The 13,805-nt window shown below is 65.4% G+C and carries 13 protein-coding genes; 3 read left to right on the top strand and 10 right to left on the bottom strand.

The genetic code is table 11. The features are described 5' to 3' along the window. Window positions 1-8: 8 nt before the first annotated feature. The 5 genes from B3H64_RS08995 to mraZ all read right to left on the bottom strand — a co-directional run bounded on the left by B3H64_RS08995 (window position 9) and on the right by mraZ (window position 6,019). Entirely contained in the window at window positions 9-1,451 is a 1,443-nt protein-coding gene (locus B3H64_RS08995) for a UDP-N-acetylmuramoyl-L-alanyl-D-glutamate--2,6-diaminopimelate ligase (RefSeq protein WP_286734575.1), read from the bottom strand. A gap of 24 nt (window positions 1,452-1,475) precedes the next feature. After that, a complete protein-coding gene (locus tag B3H64_RS08990; RefSeq protein ID WP_050618866.1) occupies window positions 1,476-3,938 on the bottom strand; it encodes a penicillin-binding transpeptidase domain-containing protein in 2,463 nt (820 codons plus the stop codon). A gap of 128 nt (window positions 3,939-4,066) precedes the next feature. Then, window positions 4,067-4,630, bottom strand: coding sequence for a hypothetical protein (locus tag B3H64_RS08985; protein WP_050618867.1), 564 nt, complete (start codon window positions 4,628-4,630; stop codon window positions 4,067-4,069). 20 nt (window positions 4,631-4,650) lie between these two features. Further along, a complete protein-coding gene (gene rsmH, locus B3H64_RS08980) occupies window positions 4,651-5,595 on the bottom strand; it encodes a 16S rRNA (cytosine(1402)-N(4))-methyltransferase RsmH (RefSeq protein WP_050618868.1) in 945 nt (314 codons plus the stop codon). A 1-nt stretch (window position 5,596) separates the two neighbouring features. Further along, window positions 5,597-6,019, bottom strand: a complete 423-nt coding sequence (mraZ, locus tag B3H64_RS08975) for a division/cell wall cluster transcriptional repressor MraZ (protein WP_050618869.1) — start codon at window positions 6,017-6,019, stop codon at window positions 5,597-5,599. 406 nt (window positions 6,020-6,425) lie between these two features. Between mraZ and malQ the strand changes: the two genes are divergently transcribed. The 3 genes from malQ to B3H64_RS08960 are packed head-to-tail and all read left to right on the top strand — an operon-like array spanning window position 6,426 to window position 8,798. After that, window positions 6,426-7,910, top strand: coding sequence for a 4-alpha-glucanotransferase (gene malQ, locus B3H64_RS08970; protein ID WP_278895099.1), 1,485 nt, complete (start codon window positions 6,426-6,428; stop codon window positions 7,908-7,910). A gap of 16 nt (window positions 7,911-7,926) precedes the next feature. After that, window positions 7,927-8,532: a sulfurtransferase-like selenium metabolism protein YedF gene (gene yedF, locus B3H64_RS08965; RefSeq protein WP_050618871.1), complete on the top strand. Its 606-nt coding sequence runs from the start codon at window positions 7,927-7,929 to the stop codon at window positions 8,530-8,532. Continuing rightward, entirely contained in the window at window positions 8,532-8,798 is a 267-nt protein-coding gene (locus B3H64_RS08960; protein WP_050618872.1) for a DUF3343 domain-containing protein, read from the top strand. The genes yedF and B3H64_RS08960 overlap by 1 nt, the downstream gene beginning before the upstream one ends. Before the next feature lie 51 nt (window positions 8,799-8,849). On the opposite strand, the gene B3H64_RS08955 is transcribed toward B3H64_RS08960, so the two are convergent. From B3H64_RS08955 to uvrC, 5 genes are read right to left on the bottom strand one after another with little or no spacing between them, the layout of a single operon-like run. Then, a complete protein-coding gene (locus tag B3H64_RS08955) occupies window positions 8,850-9,368 on the bottom strand; it encodes a hypothetical protein (protein ID WP_050618873.1) in 519 nt (172 codons plus the stop codon). Continuing rightward, entirely contained in the window at window positions 9,369-9,863 is a 495-nt protein-coding gene (gene coaD / locus B3H64_RS08950) for a pantetheine-phosphate adenylyltransferase (RefSeq protein WP_050618874.1), read from the bottom strand. Window positions 9,864-9,905: 42 nt separating this feature from the next. After that, a complete protein-coding gene (rsmD, locus tag B3H64_RS08945) occupies window positions 9,906-10,496 on the bottom strand; it encodes a 16S rRNA (guanine(966)-N(2))-methyltransferase RsmD (protein WP_256303998.1) in 591 nt (196 codons plus the stop codon). After that, complete coding sequence (locus B3H64_RS08940; protein WP_286734565.1) at window positions 10,477-11,745, bottom strand: DUF4358 domain-containing protein; 1,269 nt, start codon at window positions 11,743-11,745, stop codon at window positions 10,477-10,479. Before B3H64_RS08940 ends, rsmD begins: the two co-directional genes overlap by 20 nt. A gap of 2 nt (window positions 11,746-11,747) precedes the next feature. After that, the gene (uvrC, locus tag B3H64_RS08935; RefSeq protein WP_286734562.1) at window positions 11,748-13,580 is read right to left on the bottom strand and encodes an excinuclease ABC subunit UvrC; all 1,833 of its coding nucleotides are present in this window, start codon (window positions 13,578-13,580) and stop codon (window positions 11,748-11,750) included. Window positions 13,581-13,805 lie beyond the last annotated feature (225 nt).

Here is a 13,805-nt window from a genome sequence, read left to right as displayed (position 1 = left end):
GGGACTTTTCACTTGGAAAAGTACGCCGCCACCTCTTCCCGCTCGTCCAGGTGCCGCTGTACCCCGTCGATCTCCTGATAGGTCTCGTGTCCCTTGCCCGCCAGCACCACCACGTCGCCGGGCCCGGCCTGGGCCAGGGCCAGGCGGATGGCCGCGCGGCGGTCGGGCTCCACCAGAGGCGGAGCCGCGGCCTCGCCCATGCCCGCCAGAACGTCGCGGAGGATGGCCTCCGGCTCCTCGGTGCGGGGGTTATCCGAGGTGACCACGCACAGATCGGCCAGGCTGCCCGCCACCGCCCCCATCAGGGGCCGCTTGGTCCGGTCCCGGTCGCCGCCGCAGCCGAACAGGCAGATGACCCGGTGGTCGGTCAGGTCCCGGACGGTGGTGAGAATGTTCTCCAGGGCGTCGGGGGTGTGGGCGTAGTCGATGATGACGGTGTAGGCCGCCGGGACGGGGACTACCTCAATGCGGCCCTTCACCCCCCGGGCCGTCCGCAGGGCGGCAATGACGTCGGGCAGCTCCGCCCCCAGGTTGAGGGCGCAGGCCACTACGCCCAGGGCGTTGTAGATGGTGAATCCGCCCGGAATGGGGAGAAACACCCGACCGATGGCCCCCTTGGCCACCGCCTCGAATTCCACATGGCTGGGGAACAGCCGGATGTTCTTGGCCACCAGGTCGGCCTCGTCCTTCCGCTCGGAGTAGGTAAACACCGGGCAGGGCGCGGTCCGGGCGTAATACCGCCCGGCCTCGTCGTCCAGGTTGAGAACGGCCAGGTCGGACTGCTCGAACAGCCGCCCCTTGGCCGCCCGGTAGGCCTCCATGGTCCCGTGAAAATCCAGGTGGTCCTGGGTCAGGTTGGTGAAGATCCCGGCGGCGAAGCGGATACCCCAGACCCGGTGAAGCACCAGGGCGTGGGAGGAGACCTCCATCACCACATGGGTACAGCCCGCGTCGGCCATCTGCCGCAGCAGCGCCTGGAGCTCGTAGGACTCGGGGGTGGTCCGGTGGGCGGGGAGGATTTCCTCTCCGATCATGTTCTGGTTGGTGCCGATGAGACCTACCTTGGCCTTCAGGGCCCCCTCCAGCGCCGCCTTCAGCAGATAGGTGGTGGTGGTCTTGCCGTTGGTGCCGGTCACCCCTACGCAGGTCATGGCCTCCGCCGGGCGGCCGAACCAGTTGGCCGACACGTCGGCCAGGGCGGCCCGGGTGTCCCCGGCCACCAGCCACGGGCCGTCGAAGTCGGGGGCACGCTGGCACAAAACGGCGGCAGCCCCCTTCTTCAGGGCCTCCCGGATGTAGCGGTGTCCGTCGGTCTTATAGCCGGACAGCGCCGCGAAAAGGGCTCCCGGCTTGAGGTCCCGGGTGTCATAGCTGATCCCGGTGATTTCCACGTCCCCGGCCGCCCGGCACTCTGTGAGCGCCACGCCGGACAGCAGCTCCTGCAGATTCAATCCGCTTTCACCTCCTGGGGAAAATCACCGTATACCGGTGTTGTTGGCATAGTCCTGGATATCGGTGTCGATGAACTGGACGTCCACCACGGTGCCCGGGTCCACCATGGCCCCCGCTGTGATGGACTGCCCCACCGCCACGGTGGAGGATGAGGAATAGCTGCCGCCGCTGCCCGAGGGCCGCAGGTACAGCCCCACCTTGGCAAAGGCGGTCTGGGCGCTCTCCAAAGTCTTGCCCGACACGTCGGGCACCGGTACTTGGTCGGTGGGCTTTTCCGCTCCCAGGTAGAGGACCACCTGGCTGCTGCCGGGGATGGAGGCCCCCTGGGCGGGGATCTGGTCGGTGACCACGCCGCCCTCGCCCACCGTCCGCCACTGAAGTCCCTTCTGCTTGAGCAGGTCCTGGGCGTCGTTGAGGGAGAGCTCGGTGACCTTGGGCACCACCACATCGGCCAGTTCATCGGCCTTGTACTGCTTCTCCACCCCCAGGTAATCCAGAATGTCGGCGATGAGCTCTCCGGCCATGGGGGCGGCCATGTTGCCGCCGCTGATGTAATAGCCCCCGGCGGTCAGGTTGGAGCCGGGAACGGCGGGCTTGGGGTGATCGTAGCCCAGCAGGACCACGATCTGCGGGTTCTCCGCCGGTGCCACCCCCAGAAAAGAGACGATCAGCCGGCCGGTGGTTTTACTCTGGTTGGTCTCGGAGGTGCCGGTCTTGCCGCCGATGCTGTAGCCCGCCTGATAGGCGTTCTTGCCGGTGCCTCCGTCCATGACCACGCTGCCCAGGATAGAGCGCACCTGGGCGGAGGTCGCCTCGCTGATGACCTGCCGCACCTGGGTGGGCTGGGCGGACTGAATTACGTTGCCGTCGGAGTCGGTGATGGACTGGACCACATAGGGCTGCATCAGGCGGCCGCCGTTGACAGCGGCGCAGGCGGCGGTGATCATCTGGATGGGGGTGATCTGGAACCGCTGGCCGAAGGAGGCGGTGGCCAGGGAGGCGATGCCCTGCTCGCTGACGAACTCCTCCTCGTCCCAGAACTGGCTCTGCCCCTCGCCCTGCAGGTCGATGCCGGTGCGCTCCATCAGGCCGTAGTTCTCCAGGTACTCCCAGAACTTTTCCGCCCCCAGCCGCTGGCCGATCTCGATAAAAGCCGGGTTGCAGGAGTTCATCACTGCCTGGCGCAGGGTCTGATCTCCGTGGCCCTCCCGCTTGGAGCACCGGATGGGCCAGTTGGCCACCTGCTTCACGCCGGAGCAGTAGAAGTGGTCGGACTCGCTGACCACCCCCTCCTCCAGGGCAGCGGAGAGGACCAGGGTCTTGAAGGTGGAGCCGGGCTCATAGGTGTCGTTGAGGGCCTTGTTGCGCCACTGGGAATACTGCGCGTCCTGAAGGGCTTTGGCATAGGCCTCGTCGTTGGAGCTGGGGTCGTTCCTCACCGACTCCACGTAGCTGGACAGCACTGAGTCGGTGATCTCCCGTGGGCTGTTCAGATCGTAGTCGGGGCTGGAGGCCATCGCCAGCACCGCGCCGGTGTTGGGGTCCATGACGATGCAGAAGGCCCCCTCCTGCACATCGTATTTGGCAATGCCCTCGTCCATGACCCGCTGGGCGTAGCTCTGGATGGTGTTGTCGATGGTCAGGTGCAGGTCGCCGCCGGCGATGGCGTCGATGTAGTTTTCATAGCTGGAGAGCATCTCGGTGCCGGCGGCGTTTTTGGCGGTGACCACCCGGCCGGCCTTTCCGGCCAGATAGCTCTCGTACTGGGCCTCCACGCCGTAGGCGCCCTTGTTGTTGTCGTTGACGTTGACCCAGCCCACCACATGAGCGGCCAGATCGGAGGAGGGGTAGTAGCGCTTGGTGTCCGGCTCCACATACACGCCGGGGTAGAGCTGATAGTCGCTGATGAACTGCCGGACCTGGGTGGTGATGTCGTCCTCCACCCGCCACTTGACCACCTCATACTGGACCGCGGTGTTCTCCATGCGCTTGAGGATCTTTTCCTCCTCCACCCCCAGGATCTGGGACAGCCCCTGAGCGATGAATTCGGCGTAATTGCCGCTCTGGGCGGCAATTTCGGCGTCGGTGGGGACGCAGCCCTTTTTCTCCTTCTCCTCCTGGGTAAGTCCGGCGCCCTTTTCCAGCTTGGCCACCGCCCGCTCGGCCGCCGCCTTCTCTCCCTCCACGATGTCCTTGGGAGAGATGACGATGTTGTGAACGTCGGCGGAGACGGCCAGCCGGTTGCCTTTGGCGTCGTAAATGGTGCCCCGGGGCGCGGTCACCAGCAGGTCCCGGGTCTGCTGGTCGATAGCCTGCTCCTCCAGCTTGTCGTGCTGGCTGATTTGCACGTCCCACAACTTCCAGAACAGCGGGATAAAGACAACCACCCCGAAGATCACCATCAGGAAAATGGTGCGGCCCAGGATGGTCCGGTTGGCCCGGCGGTCACCGGACCGGGATTCTGTTTTGCGCGTTCTCTCTGCCATGCCGGTCTCCTTGTCAAATCGCCGTGCGGGCGCTTTCCGAAAGAGGAGGGCGTAAGAAAATACACCATTTTCTTACGCCCCGCTTTATCTCTCTCGCTATTAGGACTTGATGAACGATATGTGCCGACTCACTGGAAATATGCCTGGAATCCGCTCAAAATCTCCTTGGTCTTGTCCCAAAGACCGCTTTTTTCGGTCTCGCCCTCGGCCCGGTAGCGGACCACGGTGTCGGGCTCGGACATATCCAGCATCACGATCTGCCCGCTCTGGGGCTTGGTCATGGAGCCGTCCGCCGTTACCTGGGCCTCAATGGCCGACAAATCGAAGGCCAGATCGTACCGGGCCATCAGCTTGGACTCTTCGGTCTTCAGGCTGTCCAGCTCGCTGCGCAGGCTCACCACCTGGTCGGACACCACGGTGAGCCGGACATAGCTCATCAGCACCAGGGCGGCGAACACACCCACGGCCAGAAAGCCCACCACGGCGAAGATCGAAACCCTGCCCTGCTCCCGGACCTGTACCTTGGGGCGGGCGGCGGCGCGCTGCCGGGGGCGTACCTTTGGCTGCGGGCGGAGGACCTCCGCCCCTCCCCGCTCCGCGGGGCGGCGGGCAGGCTGGGCATAGGCCGGATCATAGGCCACGTTGCCATAGGACTGATATCGGGTTTTTCTTCCGGCCGCAGCTACCGCCATGGGTCGTCAGCTCCTCGCGTTCACAATTTCTCCGCCAAGCGCAGCTTGGCGCTGCGGGCTCTCGGGTTTTCGTTTAATTCCGCTTCCCCGGACAGGATGGGCTTGCGGTTCACCAGCCTCACCTGGGGCGTTTTGCCGCAGACGCACACGGGAAAGTCCGGCGGGCAGGTACAGCCCCTGGCGAAAGCTGCCAGTGCGTTTTTCACGATGCGGTCCTCCAGGGAGTGGAAGGAGATGACCGCCAGCCGTCCCCCTGGGGACAGCCGGGGCACCGCTGCCTGGAGCATCCGGTCCACCGCCGCCAGCTCGTCATTGACCGCGATCCGGATGGCCTGAAAGCTGCGCTTGGCCGGGTGCTGCTTCTCCCGCAGGGCCTGGGCGGGCATGGCGCCGCGGATGACCTCCACCAGCTCCAGCGTGGTGCCGATGGGCTTGTCCGCCCGCCGGCGGGCGATGGCCGCCGCAATCTGGGGGGCGTAGCGCTCCTCCCCGTACTGCCAGAGGATACGCTTGAGCTCCTCCTGGGGCCACTCGTTGACCACCATGGCGGCGGTCAGGGCCTCGGAGCGGTCCATGCGCATGTCCAGCGGGGCGTCGTGCATATAGGAAAAGCCCCGCTCCGGGTCGTCCAGTTGGGGGGAGGACACGCCCAGGTCGAAGAGCATCCCGTCAAAGGGCCCCAGTCCCCTGCCGTCCAGCAGCTCCGCCAGGTCCCCGAAGTTGCCGTGAATCAGCTCCACCTTGTCCAAGCAGCCGGCCAGCCGGTCCTGAGCGGCGTCCAGCGCCGCCTGGTCCCGGTCGATGCACACCAGACGTCCGGTGTCCAGCCGCCTTGCGATCTCCCGGGAATGGCCCGCCCGGCCCAGGGTCCCGTCCAGATAGAGACCGCCGGGGCGGATGCGCAGCCCCTCGATGCACTCGTCCAGCAGGACGGGGCGGTGAGAATAGGCCTGTCCTTGTTCCATATTACAGCTCCAAAGAGTCCATCAGCGCCGCCATCTTCTCGGGCGTCATCTCTTCCTCCTCGGCGTTCCAGCGCTCGGCGCTCCAGATTTCCGCCCGGTCGTGGACGCCGATGATGACCACGTCCTTGCCCAGATCGGCGTATTTGCGCAGCCGCTGGGGCAGAACGATGCGCCCCTGGCTGTCGGGCACACACTTGACGGCGTTGGCGAAGAGAGAGCGCATGGCCTTGGATTTGCTCACCGGCAGGGAAGCGAATTTCTCCGTAAACCGGTCCCAGCTCTCCTGGGGATAGACGGCCAGACAGGTGTCCACGCCCATGGCCAGATAGAAGGAGGCGCCCAGCTCCTCCCGGAGCTTGGCGGGGATGAACAGCCGGCCTTTGGCGTCGATGCTGTGCTCATAGGTGCCAGTGACGCTCCCCACGCCGGTTCACTCCCTCCACTTTACCCCATTTAGGCTCTGTTTTACTCCACTTCACTCCACCAGTATGTCCAGTATAAAGGGTTTGTCACAAAATTGCAAGAGTTTGTACCAGCTTTTTTCACCAAAAATACGGAATTTTTCGAGGAAAATCAGCCCTTTTCGGTACAAAAACAAATGTTCTATATTCTTTGGATTACAACCGGTTACACGGTGATTTTTTGCAGTTTTATACTAAAAACACACGTTATTGTATGACCAAATCTTTCCTTCCCCAGATATGGTGCCTGTGCAGGCCGTTTTTGCCGGCGGCTGGAATTATCCATTGTAAAGCCCCGGCAAATCCCGTATAATGGTCTCCGCAGGACTTTCCCCCGCACCAAACCGCATCTGATTGGAGGCGCATCCCATGACCGGACGTTCCAGCGGCATTCTTCTTCCTATCTTTTCTCTCCCCGGCGGCTGCGGCGTGGGCTCCCTGGGAGGGGGCGCCCGAACCTTTGTAGACTTTCTTGCCGCAGCGGGACAGCGCTGGTGGCAGATTCTCCCCCTGGTGCCGCCGGGCAGCGGCAACTCCCCCTATATGTCCCCCTCCGCCTTTGCAGGCAACCCCTGGTTTCTGGACCTGGAGGACCTGGCCCGGGACGGCCTGCTCACCCCGGACGAGCTCCGGGAGGCCCGATATCCTGATCTGGACCGGGTGGACTATCGGTGGCTGGCCGAAACCCGCCTCCCCCTGCTGCGCCGGGCTTGGAAGCGAGGAAGGACGGCCTGCCGGACGGAGCAGGACGCCTTTCTGCGGGCGCAGGCCGGCTGGCTGCCCGACCACGCTCTGTTCACCGCCCTGCACGCCCACCTGGGCGCTCTGCCTCTGGACCGGTGGCCAGAGCCTCTCCGCCGCCGGGACCCGGAGGCGTTGGAGCCGTACCGAGCCCGGCTGGCCGACGAGATCGACTTCCAGGTGTTTTTGCAGTATCAGTTCTTCCGCCAGTGGACCGCCCTGCGGGCCTACGCCAGGGCCAGAGGAGTCTCCATCCTGGGCGACCTGCCCATCTACGTCTCAGCCGACAGCGCGGAGGTGTGGGCCCAGCCCCGACTCTTCCAGCTCGACGAGGCGCTCCGCCCCAAGGCGGCGGCCGGCGTGCCCCCCGACGCCTTCTCCGACGTGGGCCAGCACTGGGGCAACCCCCTCTATGACTGGGCCGGACACAGGCAGGCGCTCTTTACCTGGTGGGTGCGCCGGATGGAACACGCCGCGCTGCTCTACGACGCGGTGCGCATCGACCACTTCCGGGGCTTCCACACCTACTGGTCCATCCCCATGGGGGCCTCCGCCGCCCTGGAGGGCCGCTGGGAGCCCGGTCCCGGCCAGGACCTGGTGGACCACCTGCGCCGGGAGGTCCCCGGCCTGGACCTGATCGCGGAGGACCTGGGGGATCTGGACGAAGCCGCCCGGGACTTTATCGCGGGCTCCGGCCTGCCTGGTATGAAGATCCTGATCTACGCCTTCGACCCCGTGGGCGAGAGCGCCTATCTGCCCCACAATTGCCCGACGGACGCGGTGGTCTACACCGGCACCCATGACACCCCCACCTTCGTCCAGTGGCTGTTTCAGGAGGCCAGCCCGGCGGAACGGGCTTTTGCCTCCGATTACCTGCGGCTCCGGGCCGACGAGGGCTTCGGCTGGGGGGCCGTCTGCGGCGCCTGGGCCGCCCCGTCCCGGCTGGCCATCGCCCCCCTGCAGGACGTGCTGGGCCTGGGGGCGGACGCACGGATCAACACCCCCGGCACCACCGGCCCCCACAACTGGTCCTGGCGGGTCCGTCAGGACGCCCTCAACTCCGACGTGTCCGGCCGGCTGAAACACATCACCCGTACCTACCGCAGAGGCTAAAAGGAGGAATCCGCTCATGTCCCAATGTATCGACGCCAAGGGCCAGCGCTGCCCTGTGCCCGTGGTCCTGGCCAAAAAGGCCATCGCCGCCGGGGAGACCAGCTTCACCATTGAGGTGGACGACCCCGCCGCCGTGGAAAATCTGTCCCGGCTGGCCGACCACCAGGGCTTCACCGTCGCCGTCCGCGGCCTTCCCGGCGGCGGCCATGCCCTGAATTTCACCCGCGCTTCGGGTGTGAGCGCGCCCACCGCCTGCCAGCGGGAGGCCGACGCACCCCTGCCCGGCCGGGGCTACGCCGTCTTTGTGGGCCGGGACATCATCGGCTCCGGCGACCGGGAGCTGGGCGCCAACCTGATGCGCATGTTTTTCTACACCCTGGCGGAGGGGGACGCGCTGCCCGAGAGCGTGCTTTTCATGAACGACGGGGTCAAGCTGCCCACCCTGGACGACCAGGTAGCCGCCCACGTCCAAACGCTCACCGACCGCGGGGTGGAGGTACTGGTCTGCGGCACCTGCCTCAGCTTCTACGGCCTGACCGACCGGCTCCAGGCGGGTACGGTGAGCAACATGTTCGACATCGTGTCCCGGATGCAGGCCGCCGCCAAGGTCATCACCCTGTGATGGAGCCGGACTACTGTCTGATCTCCTTCGCCTCCACCCATGCCGCTATCCGGGCCCGGCAGGCCCTGACCGGGGTCTGCCCGGCGGTGGTCATGCCGGTGCTGCGGGAGATCTCGCTGGGCTGCGGTATGGCCCTCCGCCTTCACCCGGCCCATCTTTCCGCCGCCCGGACCGCCCTGGCGGAGAGCGGACTCCCCCGGGAGACCTACGCCTTTTACCGGGTGACCGGCTCGGGCAAAACTCTGGGGGCCGAGCCACTGGAATAAGCGCAAAAAAGACGCGGGACCCCGCACGGGGTCCCGCGTGTGTATTTTCCGTTACTGCTCCGCCTCGGCGTCATAGACCGCGCGGCCCTGCGCCGCCGCAGCCCCGCCCGCCGCACCGGCGGCGGCCCGGAATCGGGCCCGGGAGCGCTTGATCTCCTCGTGGGCCTCGCTCACCGCCTCTTCCGTCCGGCGCAGAGCGTCCTCGCAGTACTCGTTGGCCGCCCGGCGCAGCTCCCGGCTGCGCTCCTCGGCCACCTTGACGATCCCGTTGGCCTTCTGCCTGGCCTGGGCCATCAGCTCATCCTCGTCCAGAAGCTGCTTGGCCCTGTCCTCTGCCTGCTTGCGGATCAGATCGGCCTCCCGCTTGGCGGAGGCGATATAGTCCGCCCGCGCCGCCAGCAGCTTCTTGGCCTCGCCAAACTCCATGGGGAACTGCGCCTTGATATCGTCCAGCAGGTCCAGGGCCCGGTCCCGCTCGATGATGCACTTCTCACTGCTCAGGGGTACGCTTTTGGCCTCGTCGATCATGGCAAAGAGCATATCCACCAGTTCTTCCACACCGGTCGCCATCTAATTTTCCCTCCTGCTGTCGTCCATTTTCTTTTTTACGTCCTCGATGATCTCCCGGGGCAGGAAATCGGACAGGTCCGCCCCATAACGCACCATCTCCTTCACCACCGTGGAGCTGAGATAGGTGTACTTCTCGTTGGAGGGCAGGAACATCGTGTCAATGTTGGGATTGAGCTTGCGGTTGACCACTGCCATCTGCACCTCAGCCTCGAAGTCGGAGAAGGCCCGCAGGCCCTTGACGATCACCCGGGCCCGGCGCTGCCGGGCATACTCCGCCAGCAACAGGGCGGAGGCATCCACCTCCACGTTGGGGAGCTGCTTCACCACCCGCCGGATGAGCTCCACCCGCTCTTCGGGCGAGAATAGCCCCTTTTTCTGGGAGTTCACCATGACGCAGACGATGAGCTTGTCGAAGCAGCGGGCCGCTCGTTTGATGATGTTCAAGTGGCCCAGAGTCAGAGGGTCAAAGCTGCCGGGATAAATGGCGATCTTCATGGACACACGCCCCCTATGGGTTTTGAACTGGTCCGGAGACCGTCACACCGTGCGCCGGCACGTGGTCAGCTTGATCTTGCCGTAGCGGTATTCCCGCCCCACCGCATAGGGGGCCGGCAGCTCCGGCAGGACCGTTTCCTGCGCACTTTCGCAGACTATTATACCATTTTCCGACACAATGTCAATCGCGGCAATGGTTTCCAGCGCCTTTTCCAGAAAACCGCTGGCGTAGGGAGGGTCCAGAAAGACCAGGTCAAACTTCTCCCGGCAGCCGGTGAGGAAGGCCAGATAGTCCCCCTGGACCACCCGGGCCCGGCCGGCAAAGCCGCAGTGGGCCAGGTTCTCCCGGATGAGGGCGGCGGCGTCCTTGCGCACGTCTACAAAGACGGCGGACTCCGCCCCCCGGGACAGCGCCTCGATGCCGAGCTGGCCCGTGCCGGCGAACAGGTCCAGCACCTTTCGCCCCTCGATGTCGAACTGGACGATGTTGAACATGGACTCCTTCACCTTGTCGGTGGTGGGCCGGGTGTCCATGCCGGACAGCTCCTTCAGCCGCCGGCCCCGGGCCTCTCCTGTGATGACGCGCATAGGTGCAGTCTCCTTTTCCTCAAATTTAGTCCGCCTTCCAGGCATACGCGGCCGCCGTGGCCTCCGGCACATTCCGATAGTCCCACTGGTGGTCGGTCTCCCGCAGATCGGCGCTGGTCACGTTGAAATAGCGGTGATGTCTGCCGTTCCTGGCCGCACCGGTGGGGTCGTCCCAGGTCACGTCCACGCAGTACCACTCCCCGTCCAGCTTCACCATGTTCCATGCATGGTCCTCCCGGGAGCCGAAGGCCGCTCCGACCACGGTGATACACTCCACCCCGGACAGGTCCATCAAAAGCTGGAAGGTGCTGGAGTAGCCCAGACAGTTGCCGTAGCCCCCCACCAGCATCCCCCAGGGGTCCCGGTAGCCGGTGCGGCCGCTGTGGTTGAGATTGTCATACACCGTGCGGTCATAGCTTCCCCACTCCACCAGCCAGTCATGTACCGCCAGTTCCATTTCATATGCGCTCATTCCCTCGGTGAGGACCTCGCCCAGCACCTCCCGGCACCGCTCCAGGATCTCCCGGTCCTTGTCGCTCAGGCCGCTGTCGTCTCCGCTCTCCCACGCCCTTTGAATGGCGCTGGTGTCATAGAGCTCCATCACGGAGGCATTGGGCTGGACGTAGGGTACGAAGCCGCTGACGTCCAGGTCCGGGTTGAGCACCCCGGCGGGGGTGGGCTCCGGGTCAGGCGACGGAGAGGGTGGGCTTGCCGGCTCCGGCAGGGTCCGCGTGGGTTCCGGCGGCTCCGACGGACTCGGGGCAGGGTCCGGCGTCTGTGTATGTACAGGGGCAAAGACCGGCTCCCCGGCCAGAGCGGCCTCAAAGGCGGACCGGGCCGCGTCCATGTCCTCGCAGACCAGCAGGGCGGCAAAGCGCCCGGCGGTCAGGACGGCGGCCTTGTCCAGCCGCTCGGCCTCCTCCGGGGCGTAGCCGAAAAAGTCCCCCTGGCGGCTCTGGCGGTAGACTTCCAGCCTCTCTCCCGCCGCCTGGGCGGCGTCTTCGTCGGGTAGCAGCACCACCGTGATCTCCCGGGCGTCCACGCCGGAGGCGGCATACACCGCCCCCTCTTCCCAGTCCTCCAGCCCGCAGAAGTCGGCCAGGTGGCCGGACAGGCCGTCCCCCTCCAGGGCCTCCAGTCCCTCCCGGTCGGGCTGGCTGTTCCAGACGGCCTGTGCCGCCTGCGCCGCAGTCACATCGGCGGCAGGCGTAATCTCCGCCCCGCCGCCCCCGCCGCAGGCGGCCAAAATCAGGCACAGCATCAGCATGGGGAGCAGCTTGCGCAATCGTTTCATGGTCATGGCTCCCCCTCCGGCCGGTTGAAAAAGTCATACACGGCTCTGGCCGTGTTCTTGGGCACCGCCTCCTCCAGCTCGGCCAGAGAGGCAGCCCTGACGTTCTTTACGCTCTTGAAGCGTTTGAGCAGCTCAGCCCGGCGCTTGTCGCCCACGCCGGGGATCTGGTCCAGCACCGAGCCCTGGACCCGGTTCTTCCGCTGGAGCCGGTTGAACTCGATGGCAAAGCGGTGGGTCTCCTCCTGGATACGGCCCACAAAGGAAAAAATGGCCTGATTGTGCTGGATGCCGATCTCCCGGCCCTCCGGCGTCACCAGGGCGCGGGTCCGGTGCCGGTCATCCTTCACCATGCCAAACACCGGGATGTCCAGTCCTTGGGCCTCCAGCACCCGGACGGCCACCCTGGCGTGGTTCTCTCCGCCGTCGATGAAGAGCACGTCGGGCAGATTCCCGAACTTTTCGTCCCCGTCCAGATACCGCCGGAATCTCCTCGTGAGCACCTGCTCCATGGAGGCGTAGTCGTCGGCGTGCTCCAGGTCCCGGAGCTTGAAATGGCGGTAGTCCCGCTTCAGGGGCCGGGCATGGACAAAGACGGTCATGGAGGCCACGATGTCGGCGTCGCCGGTGTTGGAGATGTCGTAGGCCTCGATGCGCTCAGGGCCCCGCTCCAGGGCCAGCATCCGTCCCAGGGCCTCCAGCAGCCTGGACTGCCGTTCCTCCCGACTGGTGGCTCGCTCCACCTCCTCCACGGCGTTCTTGTTGGCCAGGCGGATGAGGTCCATCTTGGCCCCACGCCGGGGGGTCATCAGGGCCACCCGCCGTCCGCAGGCCTCGGAGAGCATCCGGAGCACCGGCACCTCGTCCTCGATCTCGCAGGGCAGCAGGATCTGCCGGGGCAGGCTACCCCGCCCGCCGTAGTACTGCTTCACCAGGGCGGAGACGGTGTCCTCCCGCTCCTCCTCCATGGGCGTGTCGATGAGCTCCATGTCCTTGGCCGCCAGGTCGCCGTCCACATAGTGCAGGACCACAAAGCAGCTTTTGGCCTCCCCCCGGTGGAAGCCCACCACGTCGGTGTCGGCCAGGCTGCCGGCCACCACCTTCTGCCGCTTGCCCAGCAGCTCGATGGACCGGATGCGGTCCCGCAGCTCGGCGGCCCGCTCGAACCGCAGCTCGGCGGCTGCGCGCTCCATTTCGGCCTGGAGGTCGTTCACCACCTCGTCGTACCTGCCCTCCAGCAGCCGGACGGCCTGGTCCATGGCCTCGCCGTACCGGCTCTGGTCCATCTCCCTGCGGCAGTAGCCGTCGCACTGGCCCATACGGTAGTAGAGACAGGGCCGCTCCTTGCCGATGTCACGGGGGAACCGCTTCTGACACCGGGGCAGGCGGAGAGCGGCCTTCAGAGCGTCGATAATGTCCTGGCTGGCCCCCCGGCTGCCATAGGGCCCGAAGTACCGGGCCCCGTCCTCCGCCGGGCGGTTGACCAGGGAAAAGCGGGGGTAGGGCTCGTGCACCGACAGGCGGATATAGGGGTAGCCCTTGTCGTCCTTCAAAAGGATGTTGTACTTGGGCTGATGCCGCTTGATGAGGGAGCACTCCAAAATAAGGGCCTCGAACTCCGAGTCGGCGATGATGACGTCGAAGTGGTCGATCTGGCTCACCATGGCCCGGGTCTTTTCCGTGTGGGAGGCCAGATTGGCAAAATACTGCGACACCCGGTTTTTCAGAGCCTTGGCCTTGCCCACATAGATGACCTCGTTTTTGGCGTTCTGCATGATGTAGACGCCGGGCTTCAGCGGCAGGCCGTGGGCTTTTTCTTTCAGTTCGTCAAAGGTCAATGGGATTGCACCACCTTGGTCTCCGTTCGGTGTATCGCGGCCTGCCGCATGGGCGCAGCCAACCGCGCGTCGGCGCGTTCAAGCGTTTTGGGCCGCGCCCAAAACCTTGCCGCAGGGTGAATTCACTTCACCCGAGGATGTCAAATCCACGGGGCCCCGCAGGATGGCACATCCTGTGGGGATAGGCCGTGGGCTTTTCTTTCCGTTCGTCAAAGGTCAATGGGA

The organism is Intestinimonas sp. UBA1698, from assembly GCF_002320075.1.
Lineage (GTDB): Bacteria > Bacillota > Clostridia > Oscillospirales > Oscillospiraceae > Intestinimonas > Intestinimonas massiliensis.
The sequence above is the reverse complement of the archived record's forward strand: the minus strand, read 5'-3'. Positions and strand labels throughout refer to the sequence as shown.